The sequence below is a fragment of the Arthrobacter sp. MYb229 genome, from assembly GCF_002975405.1.
Taxonomy (GTDB): Bacteria; Actinomycetota; Actinomycetes; order Actinomycetales; family Micrococcaceae; genus Glutamicibacter.
On the sequence record NZ_PCPS01000001.1, the window covers coordinates 58,101 to 81,313 of the forward strand.

The window sequence follows — 23,213 nt, forward strand, 5'->3', positions numbered from 1 at the left end:
CGCTATCGGGAGAACGGCACGTAAAAATTCGTAGAAGACTTAGAAGGGATGCAAAAGCCGCTGCATAAAAGCCTTGGTGCGATGATGCGATGGATTACCGAGAACCTGGGCGGCGGACCCGTGCTCGACCACAACTCCACCATCCATGAACACCACGGTATCGGCCACGTCACGGGCAAAAGCCAGCTCGTGGGTGACTAGCACCATTGACCATCCCTCCTGCGCCAACTCCTTGATCACGGTCAGCACCTCGCCGACAAGTTCCGGATCCAGGGCACTGGTTGGCTCGTCAAAAAGCAACAGATCCGGCTGCAGCATCAGCGCCCGCACGATGCCCACACGTTGCTGCTGACCGCCGGAGAGCGAAGAAGGATAAGCCGCGGCCTTCTGCGAAAGGCCGACCCGCTCCAGCAATTCATTGGCTTTAGCCATCACCTCTTCGCGGGGCCGGCGCTGCACCTGCAAGGGGCCAATGGTCACATTTTGCAGCACCGTGAGATGGGGGAACAAATGGTGACCTTGAAAAACCATCGCTGAGCGATCGCGGAGCACCTGGGCCTTCTTAGGTGAAAGCCCAGAGGCAAAGCGCACCTCGGGGCCACCGGCAAAAGCTACGACTCCTTGATCCGGATTTTCCAAGCCGTTTAAGCAACGCAGTGCGGTAGTTTTACCCGAACCAGACGGTCCAATGAGTGCTACAACTTCACCGGAATGCACGGTAAAATCTATGCCGCGCAAAACCTGATTGCTGCCAAATGCCTTGTGCAGCCCGGTGACGTTGAGCAAGGGGGTGGGGTTCCTAGGCGACATACTTTTCAAGCCTGCTTTCCATGCGGTCCTGGATTGCCGAAAGGATCAGGCAAATGACCCAATAGATGGCTGCCGCTTCGAGGTATAGCAGCATGAATTCATAGGTGGTAGCGGCGATTTCCTGGGCACGCCGGAACATCTCGGTCACCAGAATCATCGATGCCAACGACGTGTCTTTAACCAGCGAAATGAAGGTGTTCGACAGCGGCGGTACTGCCACACGCGTCGCCTGCGGCAAGATGAGCCGATACAGGGTGCGCGTGCGGGACATCCCAATGGTGTAACCGGCCTCCCACTGCCCACCAGGCACCGACAGGATTGCGGCGCGGATGATTTCCGCGGCATAGCCTCCGACGTTGAGGGTGAACGCCAAAATAGCCGAAGGCCAAGGATCAATGGTGACTCCCAAGGAGGGCAAGCCATAGAAGATCACGAACAATTGGACCAATAACGGGGTGCCGCGGATGATCGAAATATAACCACGGGCAATTCCGGAGACCAGCTTGTTCGAGCTGATCCGCATCAGCGCGACCATCAACGCCAACGCCAGGCCCAGGCTGAAACTGATCAAGGTCAGGGGAATGGTGGCCATTAATGCGCCGCTGACCATCGGCCACAGCGAATCCAAGGCTAGCTGCCAGAGTGAATCCATTTGTTATCTTCCCGTCCTAGACAGCGGACACTGGCCCAAAGTGGGTCCTTGGGCCAGCTTACGTGTCGAGGTGCGACGATCGAGGCTAGTTACTTGGTGATGTCTTCGCCGAAGTACTTTTCGGAGATCTTGGTGAGGGTCCCGTCAGCCGACAATTCCTCCAATGCGGTGTTGATGGCATCGCGAAGTTCGGTCTGGTCCTTCTTCAAGGCGACGACGGTCTCGGACTTCTCTTCGGACTCGGCAGCGATCTTGATGCTGTCATCCGGGTTGGTCGTCTGCGAATCCAGGAAGGTGAGTTTGTCGTTGACCGTGGCATCAACGCGGCCCTGCTTGAGCAGCGTGACGGCCTGGGCCCAGCCCTCGACCGCCTGGATCTTGGCGCCCGCATCCTTGGCATCATCGTGGAAGCTACTGGTCAGCGACTGCGCAGTGGTTTTACCGTCCAGCGAATCGAAGGAAGTGATGTCGGTGTTCTCGCTTTTGGTGACGATGACACCGCTGGAGAAGTTGTATGGCTCGGAAAGCAGGTATTTCTCAACCCGTTCCGGGGTTACGTTGACCTGGTTGGCGATGACGTCAAATCGTCCGGCTTCCAGGCCGGCGAAAATGCCATCCCATTGGGTTTCTTGGAACTCGACCTCTACGCCGAGCTGATCGCCGACTGCCTCAATAACTTCGACATCAAAACCGGTCAGCTGATCGCCTTCGTGGAAGGAGAAGGGACGGTAGGTGCCTTCGGTGCCCACGGTCAGCACGCCGCTGTCTTTCACATGCTGCAGCAGGTTTTCATCCGCGGCGGGGGAGCTGGCGGAGTCTGTACTTGAGGCACCGCATGCACTCAGTGCCAGTGCGAGTACTGCCGTAATTGCCAGAAGGGGAGCTGTGCGCTTCATGATGACCTAACATTTCGAGGTGACGAGGTGTTCTCTACCCAGATCAACGGTGCTGACTTACCGGGTATTCCGTAAGATTTCCGTGAATAAACCTATGAAGCAACTGACATGTCATATAACTTCTTCTGGAAATCGATCATCCGTCGCCTAATCTTCCGCTAAAGCCCGAGGAGCAATGCCAGAATCATCATCATGGGGACGGCGCAGATAGTGGTGATTAACACCGTATCCTTGGCGACCGTCACACCACGCTCGTAGCGTTGCGCGGTGACGAAAATATTCTGTGCGGTGGGTAGCCCGGCCATAATGACCGCCGCGACCAGCATCCCACCGGAAAGGCCAAAGAGGTAGGCGGCGGCCAGCCACGCGAGCAGCGGCTGCAAGAATAGCTTCGCAACCGAACCCAGCAATACATCTGCCCGGCGTCCGGACTTCTTTTCCAAGGGTTTGGAGCCGACCAGGGAGATGCCGAATGCCATCAGCATGGCCGGAATCGACGCACCAGAAATTAGTTCGATAGGTGCCAATACCAATTCGGGAACCTCGAATCCAGTCAGCGCCACCACCAGTCCCAGCATCGAACCGATAATCATCGGGTTCTTCGCGGTGGCAACCACCAAGGCTATCGGGGTAGTGCGATGTGTGCTGGTCGTAGCATCTAGCATGGCCAGATTGATCGGCTGGTAGAGGGCCAACTGAAACAGGATGATGGGCGCCGCATGAGACACGTCGCCAAGCACGTACAAGGCGATGGGCAGGCCAAGATTCGCGGAGTTCACCGTGGAGGCCGACATGGCCGCCACGATTCGTTCGGCCGGCTCGCGTTTGAGCCACTTATAGGTCACCAGATGGTAAGCCAGAGCCGTCAAACCGGCAGAGATCGCGGCAACCCACATCAGCGGCCCTAGTACGGCCACCGGTTCTGACTCGGCCAAGGTGACAAACAACAGCGCCGGACTGGCAACGAAAAACGTCAGGCGGCTCAGCACATGGCGTCCCTGTTCGCCCAGCACTCCGGTGCGACCCACCAGGTAACCCACCAAGATCACTATCCAGATGATTGAGAATCCTGACAGCACACCGGTCATGGAAACTCCTCGGTTCGATAAGGCACGGGATGCCAACGCAAAACGTCGAGACACCTGAGGTGTCCCGACGTTCGGCCTAATGCGAGCGGGCGACGGGAATCGAACCCGCGTATCGAGCTTGGGAAGCTAGCGCTCTACCATTGAGCTACGCCCGCAATGCTCCGGGCGGCCTAATGGCGGCCCGGGCGAAGTCCAGCTTATCCTACGAAAACGCAGGTCAGAAATCTGCGAACCAAGATGTCCGAATTTTGACCCGAACTTACTCGGCCCGTTTTTCCTTGAGCAGTTCCTCCTTCAGGATGGCCACTCCATCCGCTGGAACTTCAAAGCTCAGCTCATCTCCCGGATTCACCACGAAACCGGTTCCTTCCAGCGCGCGCACAATCGTGGCACCCTGAACCTTAACTCCATAGGGGGCCATGTCGATGTAGGAGCCAGGGATACGATCCAAACCGGTAAACAGCGCGACCATTGCGGCCCCAGCCGGGTTGGTGAGCAGCATCGGCTGAGCGTTCTTGTTCTCCTCGGTCACCTCCTCGCGTGAGAGGAAGTAAACCTCGGCGGTCATGAAAGCGCTGATCACGGATCCGGAAAGTTCGGGTTTGTTAAGTCCGGCCTGCAACATCATCTCGAAGTGCGTTTTGGGACGTTCACGTTCCTTGTCCATTGGCGTTTCGACGGCCATATTCGGCTGGTCGTCGGGATTGCGTCCGTCCCGCGGGGCGTTGCTGTTATCGGAGCTCATGTACTCAAGCATGTCGCGCCAAACCCGCAGGTGCAAACGCCGAATGAGGAAAATCGGCGCAAAGGCCTAAAATAGTTGAAGAGCAATCATCATCATTTCCAAGGACTGAGCATGCCTGAATTTCGCTATGAAGATCTTCTGCCAATTGGCGAGGATCAGACCCCATACCGCAAGATTTCCTCCGAGGGCGTCAAAGTTGTCGCCGGACCGGATGGCAAGAACTTCCTGCAGGTAGCCCCCGAGGCACTGGAACAGCTGGCCGAAACCGCACTGCACGATATCTCGCACTACCTGCGTCCGGCCCACCTGCAGCAGCTGCGCAACATCCTCGACGATGACGATGCCAGCCCGAACGACAAGTTCGTGGCACTGGATCTGCTGAAGAACGCAAATATCGCCGCCGGCGGCATCCTGCCCATGTGCCAGGACACCGGAACGGCAATCGTCATGGGTAAGCGCGGCCAGCGTGTGCTGACCGAAGAGCAGGACGAGATTTCGCTATCGCGCGGCATCTACAACGCGTACACCCGGCTGAACCTGCGCTACTCGCAGCTCGCCCCGATCACCACCTGGGAAGAGAAGGCCACCGGCAACAACCTGCCCGCGCAGATTGACCTGTACGCAGACACCAAGGCCGGCCACGACACCGACTACAAGTTCCTGTTCATGGCCAAGGGCGGCGGCTCCGCCAACAAGTCCTTCCTGTACCAGGAGACCAAGGCGATCCTCAACGAGAATGCGATGCTGCGGTTCTTGGATGAGAAGTTGCGTTCCCTGGGAACGGCCGCTTGCCCGCCGTACCACCTGTCCATCGTCATCGGTGGAACCAGCGCCGAGATGGCCTTGAAGACCGCCAAATACGGGTCGGCCAAATACCTTGATTCGCTGCCCACCGAGGGTGCCATGACCGGACGCGGATTCCGCGATACGGAGCTTGAAGACAAGGTGCTGGAGCTGACCCGCCACTTCGGCATCGGCGCCCAGTTCGGCGGCAAGTACTTCTGCCACGACGTGCGAGTGGTGCGCCTGCCACGCCACGGTGCCTCGCTGCCGGTAGCTATCGCGGTATCCTGCTCCGCCGACCGCCAGATGATGGCGAAGGTCACCGCCGACGGACTGTTCGTCGAGCAGCTGGAAACCGATCCGGCGCGCTTCATGCCAGATGAGAACCACCCGGCGATCGCCGCGCACGACGACGAAACCACTGGGGTCTCCGGCACCGGCGGATCCTCCGTGGTCAAAATCGACCTGAACAAGCCCATGGATGAGATCCTGGCCGAACTGTCCAAATACCCGGTCAAGACCCGACTGTCGCTGAACGGTCCGCTGGTCGTGGCTCGCGATATCGCGCACGCCAAGATCAAGGAACGGCTGGACGCCGGCGAAGAGATGCCGCAGTACCTGAAGGACCACCCGGTCTACTACGCGGGTCCGGCGAAGACTCCCGAGGGCATGCCCTCGGGTTCCTTCGGCCCAACGACCGCCGGTCGCATGGACTCCTACGTGGATCAGTTCCAGGCAGCCGGCGGCTCGATGGTCATGCTGGCCAAGGGCAACCGCTCCGGCCAGGTCACCGAGGCCTGCAACACCCACGGCGGGTTCTACCTCGGTTCAATCGGCGGCCCGGCCGCCCGCTTGGCGCAGGACTGCATCAAGAAGGTCGAGGTCGTCGAATATGAGGAGCTCGGCATGGAAGCTATCTGGAAGATCGACGTCGAAGATTTCCCGGCGTTCATCGTTGTCGATGACAAGGGCAATGACTTCTTTGAAGCGACCATGAAGCCGACCTTCACTGGCATTCCGGTTCGCGCCAAGTAGTACGCGAACGTGGCTTAAATGCTTGGGGGCTCACCGAATGGTGAGCCCCCAAGCATTTAACATATGGATATTGAACTACTTTTCGGTGAAACCGAAACCCCAGTCGCGATACGGGGGAAGGAAACGAAGCACCAGCAGGTCGTCGTCCTTGACCGGACCTGATTCGTCCTTCTTCTTGGAAGCCGGCGGAGCGGAATCTTCTTCGACGGTTGCCGCGTTTTCCACGGTTTTCTCGCCAGCCTCTTCGCTTGCCGCTGCTTTCGCGTCGTGCAGGAATTCGTGATACTCCTCGAAGGTTTCGGCCTTCGATTCCTTCATGGCCGCGGCGTGCTCCTTGCCGATATAACGCACATGCCATGGCTCGTACTTATAGCCGGTGATCTCTTCCATGCCTTCCGGATAGCGAATGATCAATCCGTAGTCCACCGCATGCTCGGCAACCCACATGCCGGCGTTCGTTAGGCCGAAAGATTCTTTGAGATCGGTGCTGCCGCCGATGCTTCCAACATCTGCGGCCAAGCCAAGCTGGTGCTCGCTGGTTCCTGGGCGTGCAGAAATGCGTTCGGCATAGGCCGTACCGTATTTGGCCTGGTACTGGTTGAAGAGCACCGCTTGGCGTCCATAGGATCGGTAGGCGCTCAAAAGCTTGATGGGGTGACCGGACTTGCGTGCCCCGGCAATCAAAGCCTCAACGGCCTCGGCCGCTTCGGGGCGCAGCTTATGGGAAGTTCCCGCGACATCCACCAGCTTCTTTGGCGTGTAATCGGCAGGGGAGAGCTGGGTGTCGGGATTGATCAACGCGAGGAAGCTTGCGGCATCGGTAAATTCTCCAGCCTCGACTACTGGCAGCGCTTCGGGAGCCGCATGAGCTGCCACGCTGCCAGAGAGCACAACAACGCCCGCCAAAACGGCACTAGTGACTGCTGAAGCCAAGCGCATGAAACGTACCTTCTGTTGTGGATCGGCGAATGGGACACAAGTCCCTAGACCACGATAGCCTCAAATCCTCTATAAACTATGGGAATTTGAGCAGAACCACATGTTTCGATGTCACCGGGTTCACCCGGTGCACAGCACAGTGTCCGCGAGAATGACCGGTAGCATCAAGGAGACGAATCAAGAGTCTTGCTTCGCGCATAAGATCCGCACCTAGCCCCAATCATGCAAGGAACTCGATCTAGTTGAATAAGAACGAACTCAAGGCCGATGGGTTCACCGGTTTTCGGCCCTTTAAGGCGCTGGAGACGAACCGTGTGCCACAGCGTCAGGGCATCTTTGCGGTCTTGCGCCCCGCGGATTTCGAACCGCGTTTCCTGGCGCGCAGCGGCGCCGGAATATTCAAGAAGAAAAACCCTTCGCTGCCGATTGAAGACTTGAAAGCCCGCTGGGTCCAGGAGGCGGACATCTTGTATATCGGAAAGGCCAGCCCGGGCAGCCAAGGAAATCGCGGCCTCCGCATACAACTGAAAGAGATCATCGATTTTGGGGCGGGCAAACCCCCGGGGCACTGGGACAGCCGTTTGCTCTGGCAACTTGCGGGCTCCGGGAAGCTCATCATTGCCTGGAAGGAACTACCAGCCGAAGACCTGAACCAGGCTCTGGCCAACTATCAAGCGAAGTTCCTTGCGCACTATGGCCAGCTACCCTACGCGAATATCGTTCAAACGCGCGCCTAGGGTGAGCGATTCAGCAGATTCGGGAATAGTTTGCCCTAAAAACGCTACTTTTTGGGTTTCCTACTGCGACTTACAGGGATGAACAGGATAAATTTAGTTACGTGTTGTATTCAGATCGTGATATTCGTCGAGAAATTGTATCCGGTGAAATTGGCTTAGAGCCGTTTGACCCTGAGATGGTGCAGCCCGCATCGGTTGATGTGCGCTTGGACAGATTCTTTAGGCTCTTTGATAATCACAAGTACGCTCATATCGATCCGGAACAGGATCAGAATGAGCTGACCCGGCTTGTTGAGGTCGCCCCGGACGAACCCTTCATCTTGCACCCGGGAGAATTCGTGCTGGGATCCACCTTTGAGGCGGTGACTCTTGGCCATGGAGTTGCTGCGCGGCTCGAAGGCAAGAGCTCCTTGGGCCGCCTGGGTCTGCTGACGCACTCAACCGCGGGATTTATCGATCCGGGTTTCTCCGGTCACGTAACCCTGGAGCTGTCGAATATGGCAACACTGCCGATCAAGCTTTGGCCGGGATCGAAGATCGGGCAGCTGTGCTTCTTCAAGCTGACTTCGGATACCGAACACCCCTACGGCTCGGGTCCATACGGGAATCGCTACCAGGGGCAGCGCGGGCCGACCGCTTCACGTAGCCACCTGAATTTCCACCGCACCACTATCGAAGAATAGGTCCCGAGTTCCCCGCGCGCTGTTCTAGGGCAGGCTGCCCGGATAGGCCTTCGAGGTGTGGTTGCTCCTTAGCGCTAAGGAGCAACCACACCATCGCCATTTAAAGCATCAGGGCGCTTCCGCCGAGCCAAGAGCCGATGGCGAAGGTGACGACCAATGCCGTGGCCCCACCGATCAGCACGCGCAGCGTTGGGCGTAGCACCGGTGCGCCACCGAGCTTGGCACCTAAGATGCCGGTGACCGCCAGCGCGAGCAACACCGCGGCAAAGGTCACCGGAATCTTCAGTGGCCCAGGCAGCAGGACGGCGGTGGCAAAAGGCAGGACCGCACCGCTGAGGAAAGCAATAGCCGAGGCGATGGCCGCGTGCCACGGACTGAGCACCTCATCCGGATCAAGATTCAATTCGGCATCCAAATGGGCTCTGAGCACATCGTGCTCGGTCAGCTCAACGGCAACCTGTGCCGCGGTGCGGGCGCTCAGCCCCTTGTCCCGGTAGAGCTGGGTCAGCTCTTCGAGCTCGGCTTGGGGCGTGTCGCGCAGTTCGGCCTGCTCCTTCTCGATCAGCGCCCGCTGAGAATCTGCGGCGCTGGCGACCGACACATATTCACCGAGAGCCATGGAGATGGCTCCACCAATCACGGCTGCGGCGCCGGCGGTGAGGATCGGAGCGTTGGCGGTCGTGGCACCGGCAACACCGACGACCACGGCGGCAACCGAAACGATTCCATCATTTGCCCCGAGGACTCCCGCGCGTAACCAATTGAGCCGTTCGGCCACCCCCGAATCATGCGGCTCGACACCGTGCTCGGTATTTTCTGCGTTCATGAGCGACAGTCAATCACTAGTGCACCGGGCTTAGCCAGCAGGAGAAGATTTACGGCATTCGCGTTTCTAGCTGCCCGGTGTTTTGTGAGGCGAGCGGATCGGCAGCAGCAACAACAGGCCTAGCAGAAGCACCACTAAAATTCCCAGGATTCCATAACGTTGTGCCTGACCGCTCTCCACCAAGGGGGTGGCAAGGGCAATGGACAGTCCAAAGAGCGTCGGAGCGAGGAAGGAGACCGCACGTCCGGTGGTCGCGTAGAGACCGAAAAGTTCGCCCTCTCGCCCTTCGGGGATCATCCGGGACAGGTAGGAGCGCGAGGCCGACTGGGCCGGTCCCACGAATAGGGTGAGCAGCAGTCCGAAGATCCAGAATCCTGAGGCACCGGGGGAGAAGAACACCCCGGCCCCGGCAATCAGCAAGCCAATGAGCGAACCGGTGATTACCGCCTTCGGTCCAATCACGTCATCGAGGCGACCGCCTATTACCGCGCCGAGCGCGGCGACCATATTGCCCACAATTGCGAAGATGATGACCTCGGTGAGCGTAAAACCGAAGGTTCCGGCGGCAATCACGCCGCCGAAGGTAAAGATCGCGCTGAGCCCATCGCGGAAAACGGCCGAGGAGCCTAGGAAGAAGAGCAGATTGCGGTCTTCATGCCACAGACCCACGATGCGGCCCCACAACACCTTGTAGGACTGCGACAACGGAATCTTCGTCGACACCGTCGAGGTGCTTTCGGGAATGACGAAGAATAGCGGCAGCGCAAAGATCAGGCACCACAGTGCGCTGAACACCGCGACCCACCGCAAGTTCAGCGAGTCGGCCGTGTTCGCTCCGGGCCAGTCGACGATTGGCTGGACGAATCCGAAGAGCACCAGGGCCAGCGCCAGAATTCCGCCGACATACCCCATGCCCCAGCCGAAACCGGAGACCTTGCCAACGGTGGCGCGCGTGGAAATCTGGTTCAGGACCGCGTTGTAGTTCACCCCGGCGAATTCAGAGAACAGCGACAAGGCCGCAATGATCCCGACACCAAAGAGCAGGTAGTTCGGATCGGGGTAAACGAAGAAGCCGGCGGCGCAGACCAGCACAAGCAGCAAGGTATTAACGATGATCCAGAGTTTGCGCCGCCCGGCGGCGTCCGCCCGGAGCCCGGTCACCGGAACAAGCAAGGCGATCAACAAGCCTGCGATGGATAGGGCTTGCGAGAGGACCAGCGATGAATGGTCGGTATCACCGAAAAGTTCACTGGTCAGATACACGGTGAACACGAAGGTGATCATCACTGCGTTGATCGCCGCCTGGCCCCAATCCCAACTTGCCCAAGCCCAGGTGTACTTATTGAGCCACTTGCCACCGTGTTGGTCTACCACCGGTTCAATATTCGATCCCATGTGGGCATCGTACAGGTTTGCGGTGATCAGAAAATGAATTAGCACATGCATATGCCAGTGTCGGAATTCATCATGTTGTTCTCCGGTGGCGCAATTGCTCCCCGAAGCGCTCAACAGTGCATAAAATCCCCTCTGGACTGATAAAATTGCGTAGCGGACATTTTCTGTTCGTCGGACTCTGGCCCCTTGTTCAGTCGACAGAGGAGACATGTGTTAATAATTCTCATTGCACTCTTTGCAACGGCGGCGTTGTCCCCAATGCTGTTCCGGGCGCTCAAAAGAAACGCCTTCTATGTAGTGGCAATTGTTCCTGCAGTGGGTTTTATTTGGCTCATCACACGCATGCCGGCCGTCCTGGCAGCAGACCCGACCTTGTCATCCGGGGCCCCGAACGCGCCACCTTCTTTGAGCATCGACTGGATCCCGGGCCTGAATATCGGGCTGAACTTCCGCATGGATGCGCTAGCCGCAAGCCTGCTGCTGTTGATCCTCGGCGTTGGCGCACTCGTGCTGATCTACTGCGGACGCTATTTCAAGAACGATGACCCGCAAATCGGTGGCTTCGCCGCCAAGATGGTCGCCTTCGCCGGCGCCATGACCGGCCTGGTGACCGCCGACGACGTCATCATCATGTTCATCTTCTGGGAAATCACCTCGGTGCTTTCCTACCTGCTCATCGGCTTCAGCCAGCACCTGATCACCGCGCGACGCTCGGCAATGAACGCGCTGATCGTAACCACCTTCGGTGGATTGGCCATGCTCGCCGGGCTGCTGATGATTGGCGCTCAAACCGGCAGCTACCGGCTCTCCGAGTGGATCGCGCAGTCCGAACAGCTGGTCTCCACCGGAATGTTCGTTGACATGGCCATCGCCTTGATCCTGCTCGGAGCCATCTCCAAATCCGCGCTGGTTCCCTTCCACTTCTGGCTGCCTGGAGCAATGGCCGCACCGACCCCGGTTTCCGCCTATCTTCACGCCGCGGCCATGGTCAAGGCCGGGGTATACCTCATCGCCCGACTGGCCCCGGGCTTTTCCGAAACTGCTTTTTGGGTGCCGCTCACCGTAGGCATTGGCGTGCTGACCATGCTGATCGGCGGTTACCGCGCGCTGAAACAGTATGACCTGAAACTGATCCTTGCCTTCGGCACCGTCTCGCAGCTTGGCTTCATCATTGCGATCTTCGGCTTCGGCACCGCCGAAGCCGCCTTCGCCGCGCTGGCATTGACGCTGGCACATGGCTTGTTCAAGGCCACCTTGTTCCTCACCGTGGGCATCATCGACCACAACACCGGTACCCGTGATATCCGCAAGCTCTCCGGACTGCGTCGCAGCATGCCGATCCTGGCGCTGATCGCCGCTATCGCCGTCGCGTCGATGGCGGGGATCCCGCCATTGTTCGGATTCGTCGCCAAGGAGGCGGTCTACGAGGCCGCCTTGCACCTGGACACCGGCTGGGGGACGTTCGCGCTGATCGGGCTGGTTCTGGGCGCCGCGCTGACCATGGCCTATTCCTTGCGCTTCCTCATCGGGGCCTTCGGCGTGAAACCGAAGATCGCCGGCGAGACCACGTATAAGCGTCCCTCGCTGATCTTCCTGAGCCCCCTGCTGGTGTTGACCTTGTGCACCCTGGCGCTGGGCCTCTACCCGAAATTCATCGAACCGCTGATCGCCCACTGGTCGCTCCTGCAGGGCGGACCGGGGCAGATGCATCTAATGCTTTTCGCCGGGTTCAACCCGGCCTTGGGACTGAGCGCCATCTCGGTGGCCATCGGTATTTTGTTCTTCTGGCTGCGCAAGCGCACCGATACCGGAGCGCCGTTGCGGCGCAGCGTGATTTCCGCCGAGGAAGTCTACCGCGGGAGCATCAACGTGCTGGACCGTGTCGCCATTTGGACCACCGGTCGTACCCAGCGTGGTTCGCTGTCCTTCTACCTGGGCGTGATCCTCATGGTCGTGCTCATCTTGCCGCTGTCCATCGCGCTGACCGTCGAAACTCCGTGGCCCACCAACTGGGTCATTGCCGATCATCCGGCCCAGCTGGTCATCGGCGCGATCATCATCACCGGTTGCGTGATCGCGATCGTGGCGCCGAAGCGTTTCATGGCGGTGCTGATGGTCTCGGTGACCGGCTACGGGATGGTTGCCATCTTCGCGCTGCAGGGCGCCCCGGATCTGGCGCTCACCCAGCTTTTGGTGGAAACCATCGTGCTGGTCTCCTTCGTGCTGGCGCTGCGCGCCCTGCCCAAACGCCTCTGGGTTGGCCTGACCGAGATCAATTGGGGCCGCGCGGTGCTCGCCATCGCGCTGGCGATCATGGTGGTGTATATCGCTATCGCGATGATGGCCGCACGCACCGAAGCCCCGATCTCGCTGGCCTACCCGGATCTGGCTTACTACGAGGGCTTCGGCGAGAACATCGTGAACGTGACGCTGGTGGACATCCGCGTCTGGGATACCTTCGGCGAGATCACCGTGCTGGCGGCTGCGGCCACGGGCGTGGCCTCGCTGATCTTCGCCGGCCGGAGCTTCGGGCAGCGCGTGCGCGCCCATCATGTAGCACCGGGAAGCATCGACCGCGGCTCCGAAGCCATGGGCGACCAGCGGAGCAAGGAAGTTGGGCTGCGCGTGGCCCGGCGTTTCGCCAGCTCCAGCAACCAGGACTGGCTGATGGCCGGCAACACGCTGGTGGCCGAACGGCGTTCGATCATTTTCGAGATTGTCACCCGGCTGGTATTCCACACGGTGTTGCTGCTCAGCGTCTATGCGCTGATCGCCGGGCACAACGCTCCCGGCGGGGGATTCGCCGGCGGGCTGATCGCGGGGCTGGCCTTGACCATCCGCTACCTTGCCGGCGGACGCGTGGAGCTCTCCGAATCGATGCGTGTCGCACCTGGCATGCTGATCGGTGGCGGCTTGGCCCTGGCCGGAATTGCCGGAGTGATTCCGGTGCTTTTCGGCGACCCGATCTTCACCACCTACGTATGGGAATTCTGGCTGCCGGTCTTTGGCGAACATAAGTTCGTCACCTCAACGATTTTCGATATTGGAGTGTATCTGGTGGTCCTTGGCCTCGTACAGGACGTCCTGCGCTCCCTGGGTAGCGAAATCGATGAGCTCTCCGAGGGGCGCTCACCGATCGAACAACACGATGTCACCCACGCCACGGCTTCGGGGGTAGGACGATGAGCGTGAATATTACCTTCCTGGTGATTACCGGCGTGCTGCTGGCCGCCGGATTCTATCTGGTACTGGAACGTACCCTGACCCGCGTGCTGCTTGGCATCATGCTCTTGGGCAACGGGGTGAACCTGCTGATCCTGACCAGCGGCGGACGCCGCGGGGTGGCGCCGCTGTTCGATTCGAGCATTGCCCCGGAGGAGTACTCCGATCCGTTGCCGCAGGCCTTGATCCTCACCGCCATCGTGATCACCTTCGCGGTGACCGCGTTCCTGCTCGCGATGATCTATCGTTCCTGGGCGCTGACCAGCGCCGATGTGGTTGCCGACGATACCGAGGATATTAAGGTTTCGCAGTCCACCGCATATGACGAAGAAGAAGATTCGCCGGTAGCCGAGGACACGACAGAATTCGTCGATGAAGAAGGCCGACCGATTAGAGAAGGGGAAGAGTAACCATGGAATTTCTCGAACTCTCCCCGCTGGCTGTGCTGCTGCCGATATTCGGTGCCGGCGCAGCGTTCCTGGCGCGCCGCCGCCTCCGTGTCCAGCGGCTGATCACGATCGGCATCCTCTGCCTGACGCTGGTCCTCGAAGCCGGCATGGTGGCAGCGGTGTGGGGCGGCGAAAGCTATGCCATCCATATTGGCGGCTGGGACTCGCCGTTCGGCATTGCGCTGATGGTCGACGGCTTCAGCTCCTTCATGCTGCTGATTTCGACCGTGGTGTCCCTCGCGGTGCTGTTCTACGCGACCAGCCAGGGCCTGGCCGATGGGGACGAACCGGGGCCGGTATCGGTCTTCCACCCGGCCTACCTGATTCTGCTCGCCGGCGTGTCCAACGCCTTCCTCGCCGCGGATCTATTCAACCTGTATGTCGGCTTCGAAATCCTGCTGACCGCCAGCTACGTGCTGCTGACCCTCGGCGGTACCGCCGAACGCATCCGCGCCGGAACCACCTATGTGGTGGTTTCGGTGGTGTCCTCGGTGATCTTCCTGATGGCGATCGCAATGATCTATGCCGCCACAGGTACCGTGAACATGGCAGACCTGGCGGTGAAGCTGCCCGAACTGGACCAAGGCCCGCACCTGATCCTGCACGTGCTGCTGCTTATTGCCTTCGGCATCAAGGCCGCCGTTTTCCCGCTCTCGCTCTGGCTTCCGGACTCCTATCCAACGGCTCCGGCCCCGGTCACCGCGGTATTCGCCGGGCTGCTGACCAAGGTCGGGGTGTACGCGATCATCCGTACCGAAACGCTGTTGTTCCCCGGCGGGACGGTTAACGCCGCGCTGCTGGTGGTTGCGGCATTGACCATGGTCATCGGTATTCTCGGTGCGCTGGCCCAGACGGACCTCAAACGTATGCTTTCGTTCACGCTAACCAGCCACATCGGCTACCTGATCTTCGGTGTTGCCGTCGGCGGACCGCTGGCCATCGCCGCCACCATCTACTACGTGGGCCACCACATCATCGTGCAGACCTCGCTATTCATGGTTGCCGGGCTCATCGAACGCCGAGCAGGCAGCGCGAACGTGACCAAACTCGGCTCGCTGGCCAAGCTGTCTCCGATGCTTGCCGTGCTCTTCTTCATTCCGGCCATCAACCTCGGCGGCATCCCGCCCTTCTCCGGATTCCTCGGGAAGTTCGGGCTGTTGCATGCGGCGTCGTCCGAGGCAGACGCCTTGACTTGGGTGGTCATCGGCGCCGGGCTGCTGACCAGTTTGCTGACCCTGCTTGCGATTATTCGTGTGTGGGCGCGTATGTTCTGGCGCCGTGCGGCGGATGCCGAGGTGCCGAACGCGCAATTGATCGCAGAATCGACGCGGGTTCTGGAACATGCCGCGGCAGGCGGCGCCGAGTCCCCGCATCTGGGCAGGAAGCTTGCCCGCGAGTTGGAATCCGAGTCCCTGCCTTGGGGGATGCGCTACGCGACCGGTTCGCTCGTTGCCGCAGGTATCGCGCTGACCATTTTCGCCGGGCCGATCTTCGCCTTCTGTGAACGCGTGGCGGCCGAATTGATTGCACGTGAACCATTCATCAACGCAGTACTACCGTTGAGTTAGGAGGAAAGGCGCATGAAGGACAAGAACCTCAAACATCGTGACCAGCGCATCGATGATGCGCTGGATACCTCCGGTGTCCGTCACCGTGCCACCTTCAAGCAGGAGTGGCCGTTGCTCCTGCTGCTCATCTTCGTATGGGGTGCACTGTGGCAGGACTTCTCGGCCGGGAATCTATTGTTTGGCGCGATTATTTCGATCGTCATCGTGAATCTATTCCCGCTGCCGCCGGTGGTGCTTCCCGGACGAATAAACCTTTGGTATTGCCTGAAGCTCTTCGCGTGGTTCCTCGGTCAGGTATTCGTCGCCAGCGGCCATGTGGCGCGAGTTGCGATAGTACGCCGTAAGAAGGCACGCAGCGCGGTGATCGCAGTGCCGCTGCGCACCGAATCTGACTTGGTAGTGATGACCGTGGGCCATGTGCTGACCCTGATCCCAGGTTCCTTCGTGGTGGACGTGGACCGCAGCAGTTCCACCTTGTACCTGCACTATCTCGATGTGAATAGCGATGCGGATGTGGAAAAGGCGCGAGCGAATATCCACGACATTGAACGCCGGTTGATCATGGCCATCGGAAGCCCCGATGAATACGAGGCGATCAAGAATGAATGCGGTCCGGATTTCTCCAGCAGGAAGCCCAAGAAATGATTGAAATAGCTGTATGGATTGGCGGAGTGATGTTGGCGCTGGCCTCTATCGCTTGCCTGTGGCGGGTTTTCAAGGGCCCCTCGATTCTTGACCGGGTGCTCGCTCTCGACGTCATGCTGTTGATCATTTCCAGTGCGCTGTGCCTAGACATGGCGCTGAACCGGCACACCGATTACCTGCTGTTCACGGTGGTTGCCTGCACCTTGGGATTCATCGGCTCGGTTACCGTCTCGCGGTTCGTATCGGATCAGAGGAACGCCTAATGGACACGTTCTTAGAAGCACTCGCTGCGCTCTTGCTGGTACTTGGTTCCCTGATGTCGCTGATCGCCGGAATCGGTTTAATTACCTTCCCGGATCTGCTTTCACGCATGCACGCGGCCACCAAACCACAGGTATTGGGCTTCCTGCTGCTCTTCGCCGGACTCATCATCCACTTGCGCAGCTGGGGACTGATCCCGGTCTTTGCTTTGGCCTGGGGATTGCAGCTGCTGACTGCCCCGGTATCGGCGCACATGATTGGCCGCGCCGGATATCGCACGAAGCACGTGGCGAAAGAAACCTTGCATGTTGATGAACTAAAACAGGTCATTAGCAATCATTCGCAGACGACCGGAACCACCGCAGCGGTGCCGCCAGCGAAACCTGCACAGAACGACGAGCCCGAGAGCACCTAGCTGCTGGTTAAACTTTGGTGGGGCAGGCCAAATGGCCTGCCCCACCAAAGGAATTCGGCAATGTTACTTGCTGAACTTCTTCATGGCCTTGTTGGTGCCGCGATCAGCCAGCACCTGGATAATCGATGCGACCACGGCGGAGAAAATGGCGAACCCCAAAGCCTGACGCATACTCGCTTCCGCGGCTGCTTCCTTGCCGTGACGTGGCGCGTCGTTTCCGGTGAAGCCTTTCCAGACCTTGTCGACCAGTCTGCTTCCAAGCATTCCCGCTCCCATTGAAATTCCAAGGGTAACAAGCTTCTGCACTGAGTTCATGAGGACCTCGCATTCGCGTCGTAAGGTTTCGTTCTGTAGCCCAGCATACCTGCGGTATGGTGGTTGAGCAGTAATCATTCCGACAGGGGAGCGTCATGCCGTTCGCGGTGCAAGACGCTGAGAGTGCGATAGATCGCAGACCCTCGAACCTGCCCCGGCTAGTACCGGCGAAGGAAGTCGAGCATCTCGGATGCGGATCATGGCGCGCGATTAAACGCCCACCGGTCCGTGCATCTCCCCTCCTTACATAGGAGGACAAACCTTATGAACGTTGCACCAGCAACTAACCGTGCCAGCTGGCGCGTGGTCGACATCGTTGTGGCCTCGGTAATCGCGGTCGCCTCGGGCGTTATCTTTTGGGCTTGGAACGCCGGATACGGATTGGTCAGCCTTGCTTTCGTGGCTTTCCCACCGGCAAGCGCCTTCGTATCTGGCATGTGGCTTTTTCCCGCGGTGCTCGGTGCGTTGATTATCCGGAAACCCGGTGCCGCGCTGTATTGCGAGATCCTCGCCGCCGTCATCTCAGCCTTGCTAGGTTCCCAATGGGGATTAGCGGTGCTGTTCTCCGGCCTGATCCAGGGGCTCGGAGCCGAGGTGGTCTTTGCCGCAGTGAGGTACCGCCGGTGGAACCTGCCGGTGGCACTGCTTGCGGGATTCATGTCGGGAATTTTCGGCGGAATCGGCGAAGCCTACCTGCTGGGTTACTTCGCTGAGTACACCGAGGCGATGAAGCTGTTCCACGTAGTTGCCATGGGCATTTCCGGCCTAGTTATTGCCGGACTTCTCTCGTGGTTGGCAACCCGTGCTCTGGCGAAGACCGGTGCCCTGGGAGCATTGGCTAGCCGTTCGGCACACCTTGAAGGTTCGCTGCGCAGTGCCTGAATTGAGTTCTTCGACTACCGAAGCCACCCCCGGGCACCTCGGCGGTGGCGGCTTTGAGATCACGGCCGACAACTTTGGCTGGCACCATGCCGAACGTCCATTGCCGGCGCTTAGCGGACTGGACCTGCATATTCCCGCCGGGCAGAAGGTCCTGCTGCTAGGCCCATCTGGCGCCGGTAAATCAACGCTCTTGCACGCCTTGGCTGGAGTTCTGGAGATCGACGAACGGCAGCAGGCCACTGGCAAACTGCAGATTCAGCGACGGGATGCCTTTGCCCGCAGCTTCCCGGTCGGGTTGATGCAGCAAGACCCCGAAACACAGATCGTGCAGAGCCGGGTCGGCGACGATGTCGCCTTCGGGGCGGAGAATCTTGGAATGGCTCCGGAACTGATCCGCGCGCGAATCCCCGAGGTGCTTCGCGCGGTAGGACTTGGGAATCTGGATTTGTCGCACCGCACCCAGGAACTCTCCGGTGGCCAGAAGCAGCGGCTGGCCTTGGCCGGGATTCTTGCTATGGGCCCCGGTCTGATGCTCCTGGACGAACCCACCGCAAACATTGACCCGTCGGGGATCGCGCCGCTGCGTGATGCGGTGATTGCCGCCGCCAATGCCACCGGTGCGACACTGCTTGTGGTGGAACATCGCTTGCAGGCCTGGGCAGAACACGTAGACCGCGTACTCGTCCTTGCCCCTGGCGGAGGGATCGCCCATGACCTCGAGCCGCGGGCGCTCTTTGAGAATGAAAAGATTCGCCGTGAATTAGCCAGGGCGGGCATTTGGATTCCCGGCTACGTTCCGCACACCGAACCTCTTCACTCACGCGAGGGAGCGGAACTGCTCGCGGCGGTGAACCTGCGCGCGGCGCGCCATCCGCAGGCGGTGCGCACGGCCGAAATCAACTTGCGGCTGCGCGCCGGCCAAGCGTTGGTAATTCGCGGGGAAAATGGTGCAGGGAAATCCACCTTGGCGCTGACCTTAGGCGGATTGCTCGAGCCGGCTACGGGCAGTGTCGAAGCAAGCAGCGACCTGGCCGATGGGTTGAGTCCGCAACCCTTCAGCTGGCGGGCAGGGGCATTGGTTGCACGGATCGGGTCGGTATTCCAGGAACCGGAACATCAATTCGTCACGCAAAGCGTCCGCGAAGAATTGGCATTCGCACCTACCCGAGCACGCCAGGCCGGGGTGGAGAACGAGAAGTACGCTCCAGCGCAGATTGCTCTGCGGGTGGAGGAACTGCTGGACCGCTTGGGGCTTGCCCATCTGGGCGAGGCCAACCCGTTCACGCTCTCCGGTGGCGAGAAACGCCGACTTTCGGTAGCGACGGTGCTGGCCGCCTCACCAGATGTATTGATCTTGGACGAACCGACCTTCGGGCAAGATGCCAATACGTGGCTGGAACTGGCAAACATCCTGATCGAGGCGCTCGAATCGGGGATAACCGTGGTCGCGGTGACCCACGATGAAGATTTCGCTCACGCGCTCAACGCGGCGCAGATCGTAATGACTCGCGAGGAGCCGGATGCCAAGCCGGCAGCGGTACGCCAAGGCCCGATGCTCGACGCGCCCTTGGGGGATAGCTGGCTGGCAAAAATCAATCCGTTGGCCAAGCTGGGTGCGATCGCTGCGGCAACCTTGCCGTTGATCTCGACCATCGACTGGGTCTCTGCCTGCGTGGTCATCCTTGCTACGCTCTTTGCCTTGCCGCTGGCGGGCTTGCGTTTGGGCACGTTTATGCGCCGCGGCTGGCCGCTTATTGTTGCCGGGGCCCTCGCCGCCTGGGGAATTGCCTTGGTAGGTGAAGACTCCGGCGAAACGCTGCTAAGCCTGGGGATACTCAGCATTACCGAAGGATCGGTGAGCGCCGGAGTAGCTACCGGATTGCGTACCCTGGCGCTCGCGGTGCCCACGGTGCTCTTGCTCAGTTCAACGAACCCCAGCGACCTCGGCGGCGCCTTGGCGCAACAGCTCAAGGTTCCGCACCGCTTCGTCTTGGGAGCCCTGGCCGGGATGCGGTTGCTGGGCTTGCTGGTGGAGGAATTCACCACCCTGACGCTGGCCCGCCGCGCGCGAGGAGTCGGCGACCTTCGCTCACCGACCCAACGGGTGAAGGCGAAGCTCGGGCAGGTGCTCGCGCTGTTGGTGCAGGCATTGCGCCGTGCCGGAAGGCTTGCGGTGACCATGGAAGCCAAGGGCTTTGGCACGGGAACACGTACCTGGGTGCGCTCGGTGTCCTTCACCTGGCGTGACGGCGCGGTGTTGGCAACGGGTGTGCTATTGGGTACCGTGGCCATCGGTGCCGCCTTGTGGGCGGGCACCTTCAACCTGGTCTGGAGTTAGCGGACCGAAGCGCTGAGCTCGCTGAGCTCCGCATGGAGCTCGGCGTCTAGGCGTAGCGGTTTCGCATCAAGGGTGTGGACCGCAGTGAGCAGCCGTACCGAAGAAACCAGCCAGACCCCATCGGCCTGATAGAGGTCCTCCGGTCGGAGCGGACCGTAGCCCAGCTCCCAACCGTACTGTTCCGCCGCGTCGAAGATCGCGCTTTGGGTAGTGCCGGGCAGGATGCCAGTTTCAAGCATCGGGGTGATCAGCCGTTTGGTGTCTCCATCGCGTTGGGCAATGAGCACGGTGGAAGTTGGGCCCTCCAAGACCACACCGTCCGAGGAGGTGAAGATGACGTCCTGGGCTCCGTGCTTGTGCGCGAAACGCAAGGCCGCCATATTCACCGCATAGGACAAGGTTTTGGCGCCCATCAGAAGCCAGGGGGCCCGCTCGGCAAGCTTCGAATCGTAGCCGCGGTCCAGTAGCAGAACGTCGATTCCGGTCTCGCGCTGGTCTTTGCCCAACTGCGGGGCGGGGGCCACGGTTACCCAGCACAGCGCCTGCTCGGCGTCGGAATCAGCGCGCGAAACCACGAGTTTGACCACTGCTTCTTCGGCGCCGCCATCGGCGTCAAAGTCAGCCACGGCGGTATCGATGGCCGCGCGCCAACGGTGCTCGTCGGGGATGACAAGATCGCAGGCCTCGGCGGAAATAGCCAGACGGGCCAGATGCGCTTCCATTTTGCGTACGGCCTGGTTGGTGTACAGCATCGACTCGAACACGCCATCGCCTCGAGTCACGCCTTGGGCGGTTACTGGAAGTTGTGGTGCGTTAATGTCTGCCAAGCGCCCGGCAGGATACGCCGGATCAAGGAATACGAGTGAGCTCATAGTTAAAGATTATCGAAACTTTGCCGCACTACGCACCAATGAGGGCTTCAAGCACGCACAAGTCGCCACGGATTGGATAGTCTAAGTCAAGGAGTTTGGCGCGCTGACTGCGTCAAAGACGCTAAATTCGTAAATGAAAAAGAGAGCGGAGCGTGTTTAGATGTTGCCTAGCGGCGAACTGTTGCTTCAGATTGGTGCCGTCCTGTGGCCAATTGCCGTAGCAATTGACATCATTGTGCGCTTCGTGATGATTGGCATCGTCCCCGGAAACCGCCGTCCAACCACCGCCATGGCCTGGCTATTGGCGATCTATTTCATTCCCGTGGCAGGCCTGGCCGCCTACCTGCTTTTTGCGAATCCGAGGCTTTCGCGGCGTCGTTTGGAGAAGCAACGCCGCGCCAATGAAAGCATCACGAACGCCACCTCCCACATGCAGCTTCCCGAAGAATTCCACTCCACCGAAGAATGGGTGGAGTCTGCGGTCGTCCTCAATCGCAAGCTTGGGGCGTTCCCGCTTGACGGAGGAAACAAAATTGAGGTGCTTTCCAATTACAAGGCATCCCTGGAATCCATGCGCCAGGCCATCGAGCAGGCGCAACGCTACGTGCACATCCAGTTCTACATCATGGGCGATGATGAAGAATATGTTGGCCCGGTCCTCGACGCATTGGAGGCCGCCGCACGCCGCGGGGTGAACGTCCGCCTGCTCTTCGACCACCTAGGCACCTTGCGCGTGACCGGCTACCGGGATTTGAAGAAGCGGCTGCGCAAATCGGACATCGAATGGCGCGCGATGCTGCCCATCGACCCGATTGGCCGGCGCTGGCGACGCCCGGATCTGCGCAACCACCGCAAGATCCTCGTCGTGGACGGTGCGGTAGCGTTCACCGGCAGCCAGAACCTGATCGAACCGGGCTACAAGCGCGAGTCAGCCCATGCCCTAGGCCGCGAATGGGTCGAGATGATGCTGCGCGTCGAGGGTCCATTGGTGCGTAGCCTGGACGTCACCTTTGCGACCGATTGGTGGCAGGAAGATGACACTACCGATGTCTTGTCGGATTTGACCGAAGCCTCGCACCCGCTGTCGCAGGCAGATCAACCCGGAGCAACACTCGCCCAGGTATTGCCGAGTGGACCGGGCTACGAATCCGAAAATAACTTGCGGCTATTCAATACCCTGATGTACTCGGCCACCGAACGGCTGAAAATCACCAGCCCGTATTTCGTCCCCGATGATTCGCTGCTCTATGCCATCACCACCGCCGCGCAACGCGGCGTGGAGGTCGAGCTTTTCGTCTGCGAAAAAGGAGACCAGTTCCTGGTGCATCACGCGCAACAGTCCTATTATCAGCAGCTGCTGCAAGCTGGCGTGAGAATCTACCGCTACCCGGCCCCGAAGGTCCTGCACACGAAGTGTTTCACCGCCGATAACGATGTTGCCGTGGTCGGCTCTTCGAATATGGATATGCGGTCGTTCAGCTTGAATATGGAGATTTCGGTGATGATGCTCGGCCCGGAGATTGTCGACGCGGTGAACAAGGTGCAAGATCACTACCGCGAAATATCTTCGGAGCTGACCTTGAGCGAGTGGCGCCGCCGTCCACGCTTGCAGCGCTGGATCGACAACGTCTGCCGGCTGACCGCTACGCTGCAGTAA

At 59.8% G+C, this 23,213-nt stretch carries 22 protein-coding genes, 1 tRNA gene and 1 riboswitch; of the genes, 12 read left to right on the top strand and 11 right to left on the bottom strand.

The window, feature by feature from the left end; genetic code table 11:
* Positions 1–39 precede the first annotated feature (39 nt).
* The 6 genes from CQ019_RS00260 to CQ019_RS00285 form a co-directional block, all read right to left on the bottom strand.
* The gene (locus tag CQ019_RS00260) at positions 40–810 is read right to left on the bottom strand and encodes an amino acid ABC transporter ATP-binding protein (protein ID WP_105568690.1); all 771 of its coding nucleotides are present in this window, start codon (positions 808–810) and stop codon (positions 40–42) included.
* Complete coding sequence (locus CQ019_RS00265; protein ID WP_105553285.1) at positions 800–1,462, bottom strand: amino acid ABC transporter permease; 663 nt, start codon at positions 1,460–1,462, stop codon at positions 800–802. The genes CQ019_RS00260 and CQ019_RS00265 overlap by 11 nt, the downstream gene beginning before the upstream one ends.
* 89 nt (positions 1,463–1,551) lie before the next feature.
* The gene (locus CQ019_RS00270; RefSeq protein ID WP_105553284.1) at positions 1,552–2,358 is read right to left on the bottom strand and encodes an amino acid ABC transporter substrate-binding protein; all 807 of its coding nucleotides are present in this window, start codon (positions 2,356–2,358) and stop codon (positions 1,552–1,554) included.
* 158 nt (positions 2,359–2,516) lie between these two features.
* A complete protein-coding gene (locus CQ019_RS00275; RefSeq protein WP_105553283.1) occupies positions 2,517–3,446 on the bottom strand; it encodes an AEC family transporter in 930 nt (309 codons plus the stop codon).
* Between the two features lie 84 nt (positions 3,447–3,530).
* Positions 3,531–3,601, bottom strand: a tRNA-Gly gene (locus CQ019_RS00280).
* Positions 3,602–3,705: 104 nt separating this feature from the next.
* On the bottom strand, positions 3,706–4,191 hold the full coding sequence (locus tag CQ019_RS00285; RefSeq protein ID WP_181148207.1) for an SseB family protein: 486 nt from the start codon (positions 4,189–4,191) through the stop codon (positions 3,706–3,708).
* A gap of 111 nt (positions 4,192–4,302) precedes the next feature.
* On the opposite strand from CQ019_RS00285, the gene CQ019_RS00290 reads away from it, so the two are divergent.
* On the top strand, positions 4,303–6,009 hold the full coding sequence (locus tag CQ019_RS00290; protein ID WP_105553281.1) for a fumarate hydratase: 1,707 nt from the start codon (positions 4,303–4,305) through the stop codon (positions 6,007–6,009).
* Between the two features lie 75 nt (positions 6,010–6,084).
* On the opposite strand, the gene CQ019_RS00295 is transcribed toward CQ019_RS00290, so the two are convergent.
* A complete protein-coding gene (locus CQ019_RS00295; RefSeq protein ID WP_096283287.1) occupies positions 6,085–6,948 on the bottom strand; it encodes a D-alanyl-D-alanine carboxypeptidase family protein in 864 nt (287 codons plus the stop codon).
* A 242-nt stretch (positions 6,949–7,190) separates the two neighbouring features.
* Here CQ019_RS00295 and CQ019_RS00300 point away from each other — a divergent pair, with 242 nt between their 5' ends.
* The gene (locus CQ019_RS00300; protein WP_096283288.1) at positions 7,191–7,685 is read left to right on the top strand and encodes a hypothetical protein; all 495 of its coding nucleotides are present in this window, start codon (positions 7,191–7,193) and stop codon (positions 7,683–7,685) included.
* A 101-nt stretch (positions 7,686–7,786) separates the two neighbouring features.
* Complete coding sequence (dcd, locus tag CQ019_RS00305) at positions 7,787–8,368, top strand: dCTP deaminase (protein WP_105568691.1); 582 nt, start codon at positions 7,787–7,789, stop codon at positions 8,366–8,368.
* 100 nt (positions 8,369–8,468) lie between these two features.
* Here dcd and CQ019_RS00310 read toward each other — a convergent pair whose 3' ends face one another.
* The gene (locus CQ019_RS00310; RefSeq protein WP_096283290.1) at positions 8,469–9,194 is read right to left on the bottom strand and encodes a VIT family protein; all 726 of its coding nucleotides are present in this window, start codon (positions 9,192–9,194) and stop codon (positions 8,469–8,471) included.
* Between the two features lie 66 nt (positions 9,195–9,260).
* Positions 9,261–10,589: an MFS transporter gene (locus CQ019_RS00315; RefSeq protein WP_096283536.1), complete on the bottom strand. Its 1,329-nt coding sequence runs from the start codon at positions 10,587–10,589 to the stop codon at positions 9,261–9,263.
* A 210-nt stretch (positions 10,590–10,799) separates the two neighbouring features.
* Between CQ019_RS00315 and CQ019_RS00320 the strand changes: the two genes are divergently transcribed.
* The 6 genes from CQ019_RS00320 to mnhG are packed head-to-tail and all read left to right on the top strand — an operon-like array spanning position 10,800 to position 17,149.
* Complete coding sequence (locus tag CQ019_RS00320) at positions 10,800–13,775, top strand: Na+/H+ antiporter subunit A (protein ID WP_105568692.1); 2,976 nt, start codon at positions 10,800–10,802, stop codon at positions 13,773–13,775.
* Positions 13,772–14,221 (top strand): Na(+)/H(+) antiporter subunit C, encoded by a 450-nt coding sequence (locus CQ019_RS00325; RefSeq protein ID WP_096283292.1) that lies wholly within the window; start codon positions 13,772–13,774, stop codon positions 14,219–14,221. The genes CQ019_RS00320 and CQ019_RS00325 overlap by 4 nt, the downstream gene beginning before the upstream one ends.
* A gap of 2 nt (positions 14,222–14,223) precedes the next feature.
* Positions 14,224–15,828 (top strand): Na+/H+ antiporter subunit D, encoded by a 1,605-nt coding sequence (locus CQ019_RS00330; RefSeq protein ID WP_096283293.1) that lies wholly within the window; start codon positions 14,224–14,226, stop codon positions 15,826–15,828.
* Positions 15,829–15,840: 12 nt separating this feature from the next.
* Positions 15,841–16,473, top strand: a complete 633-nt coding sequence (locus tag CQ019_RS00335; RefSeq protein ID WP_105553278.1) for a Na+/H+ antiporter subunit E — start codon at positions 15,841–15,843, stop codon at positions 16,471–16,473.
* Positions 16,470–16,736 (top strand): monovalent cation/H+ antiporter complex subunit F, encoded by a 267-nt coding sequence (locus CQ019_RS00340; RefSeq protein ID WP_096283295.1) that lies wholly within the window; start codon positions 16,470–16,472, stop codon positions 16,734–16,736. The genes CQ019_RS00335 and CQ019_RS00340 overlap by 4 nt, the downstream gene beginning before the upstream one ends.
* Positions 16,736–17,149 (top strand): monovalent cation/H(+) antiporter subunit G, encoded by a 414-nt coding sequence (gene mnhG / locus CQ019_RS00345; protein ID WP_096283296.1) that lies wholly within the window; start codon positions 16,736–16,738, stop codon positions 17,147–17,149. Before CQ019_RS00340 ends, mnhG begins: the two co-directional genes overlap by 1 nt.
* A 63-nt stretch (positions 17,150–17,212) precedes the next feature.
* Here the strand turns inward: mnhG and CQ019_RS00350 are convergent, their stop codons facing one another.
* The gene (locus CQ019_RS00350) at positions 17,213–17,464 is read right to left on the bottom strand and encodes a DUF4235 domain-containing protein (protein ID WP_096283297.1); all 252 of its coding nucleotides are present in this window, start codon (positions 17,462–17,464) and stop codon (positions 17,213–17,215) included.
* A 74-nt stretch (positions 17,465–17,538) separates the two neighbouring features.
* Positions 17,539–17,657: riboswitch (TPP riboswitch) on the top strand.
* Between the two features lie 71 nt (positions 17,658–17,728).
* Between CQ019_RS00350 and CQ019_RS00355 the strand changes: the two genes are divergently transcribed.
* Both CQ019_RS00355 and CQ019_RS00360 read left to right on the top strand, forming a co-directional pair.
* Positions 17,729–18,346 carry an ECF transporter S component gene (locus CQ019_RS00355; RefSeq protein ID WP_096283298.1) on the top strand — a complete coding sequence of 206 codons (618 nt, stop codon included), beginning with the start codon at positions 17,729–17,731 and terminating at the stop codon, positions 18,344–18,346.
* A 1-nt stretch (position 18,347) separates the two neighbouring features.
* Positions 18,348–20,684 carry an ATP-binding cassette domain-containing protein gene (locus tag CQ019_RS00360; RefSeq protein ID WP_105553365.1) on the top strand — a complete coding sequence of 779 codons (2,337 nt, stop codon included), beginning with the start codon at positions 18,348–18,350 and terminating at the stop codon, positions 20,682–20,684.
* Here the strand turns inward: CQ019_RS00360 and CQ019_RS00365 are convergent.
* Positions 20,681–21,556: an aminodeoxychorismate lyase gene (locus tag CQ019_RS00365; protein WP_105553276.1), complete on the bottom strand. Its 876-nt coding sequence runs from the start codon at positions 21,554–21,556 to the stop codon at positions 20,681–20,683. The two genes, CQ019_RS00360 and CQ019_RS00365, sit on opposite strands and share 4 nt — an antisense overlap.
* Positions 21,557–21,716: 160 nt before the next feature.
* On the opposite strand from CQ019_RS00365, the gene cls reads away from it, so the two are divergent.
* A complete protein-coding gene (cls, locus tag CQ019_RS00370; protein WP_105553275.1) occupies positions 21,717–23,213 on the top strand; it encodes a cardiolipin synthase in 1,497 nt (498 codons plus the stop codon).

Bases quoted from the DNA above. Each gene is read 5' to 3' on its own strand.
- CQ019_RS00275 (WP_105553283.1), bottom strand. From the start codon at position 3,446: ATGACCGGTGTGCTGTCAGGATTCTCAATCATCTGGATAGTGATCTTG.
- CQ019_RS00325 (WP_096283292.1), top strand. From the start codon at position 13,772: ATGAGCGTGAATATTACCTTCCTGGTGATTACCGGCGTGCTGCTGGCC.
- CQ019_RS00330 (WP_096283293.1), top strand. From the start codon at position 14,224: ATGGAATTTCTCGAACTCTCCCCGCTGGCTGTGCTGCTGCCGATATTC.
- CQ019_RS00285 (WP_181148207.1), bottom strand. From the start codon at position 4,191: ATGAGCTCCGATAACAGCAACGCCCCGCGGGACGGACGCAATCCCGAC.
- mnhG (WP_096283296.1), top strand. From the start codon at position 16,736: ATGGACACGTTCTTAGAAGCACTCGCTGCGCTCTTGCTGGTACTTGGT.
- CQ019_RS00315 (WP_096283536.1), bottom strand. From the start codon at position 10,589: ATGGGATCGAATATTGAACCGGTGGTAGACCAACACGGTGGCAAGTGG.
- CQ019_RS00295 (WP_096283287.1), bottom strand. From the start codon at position 6,948: ATGCGCTTGGCTTCAGCAGTCACTAGTGCCGTTTTGGCGGGCGTTGTT.
- CQ019_RS00290 (WP_105553281.1), top strand. From the start codon at position 4,303: ATGCCTGAATTTCGCTATGAAGATCTTCTGCCAATTGGCGAGGATCAG.
- CQ019_RS00310 (WP_096283290.1), bottom strand. From the start codon at position 9,194: ATGAACGCAGAAAATACCGAGCACGGTGTCGAGCCGCATGATTCGGGG.
- CQ019_RS00260 (WP_105568690.1), bottom strand. From the start codon at position 810: ATGTCGCCTAGGAACCCCACCCCCTTGCTCAACGTCACCGGGCTGCAC.
- CQ019_RS00350 (WP_096283297.1), bottom strand. From the start codon at position 17,464: ATGAACTCAGTGCAGAAGCTTGTTACCCTTGGAATTTCAATGGGAGCG.
- CQ019_RS00340 (WP_096283295.1), top strand. From the start codon at position 16,470: ATGATTGAAATAGCTGTATGGATTGGCGGAGTGATGTTGGCGCTGGCC.
- CQ019_RS00355 (WP_096283298.1), top strand. From the start codon at position 17,729: ATGAACGTTGCACCAGCAACTAACCGTGCCAGCTGGCGCGTGGTCGAC.
- CQ019_RS00270 (WP_105553284.1), bottom strand. From the start codon at position 2,358: ATGAAGCGCACAGCTCCCCTTCTGGCAATTACGGCAGTACTCGCACTG.
- CQ019_RS00365 (WP_105553276.1), bottom strand. From the start codon at position 21,556: ATGAGCTCACTCGTATTCCTTGATCCGGCGTATCCTGCCGGGCGCTTG.
- CQ019_RS00335 (WP_105553278.1), top strand. From the start codon at position 15,841: ATGAAGGACAAGAACCTCAAACATCGTGACCAGCGCATCGATGATGCG.
- CQ019_RS00265 (WP_105553285.1), bottom strand. From the start codon at position 1,462: ATGGATTCACTCTGGCAGCTAGCCTTGGATTCGCTGTGGCCGATGGTC.
- cls (WP_105553275.1), top strand. From the start codon at position 21,717: ATGTTGCCTAGCGGCGAACTGTTGCTTCAGATTGGTGCCGTCCTGTGG.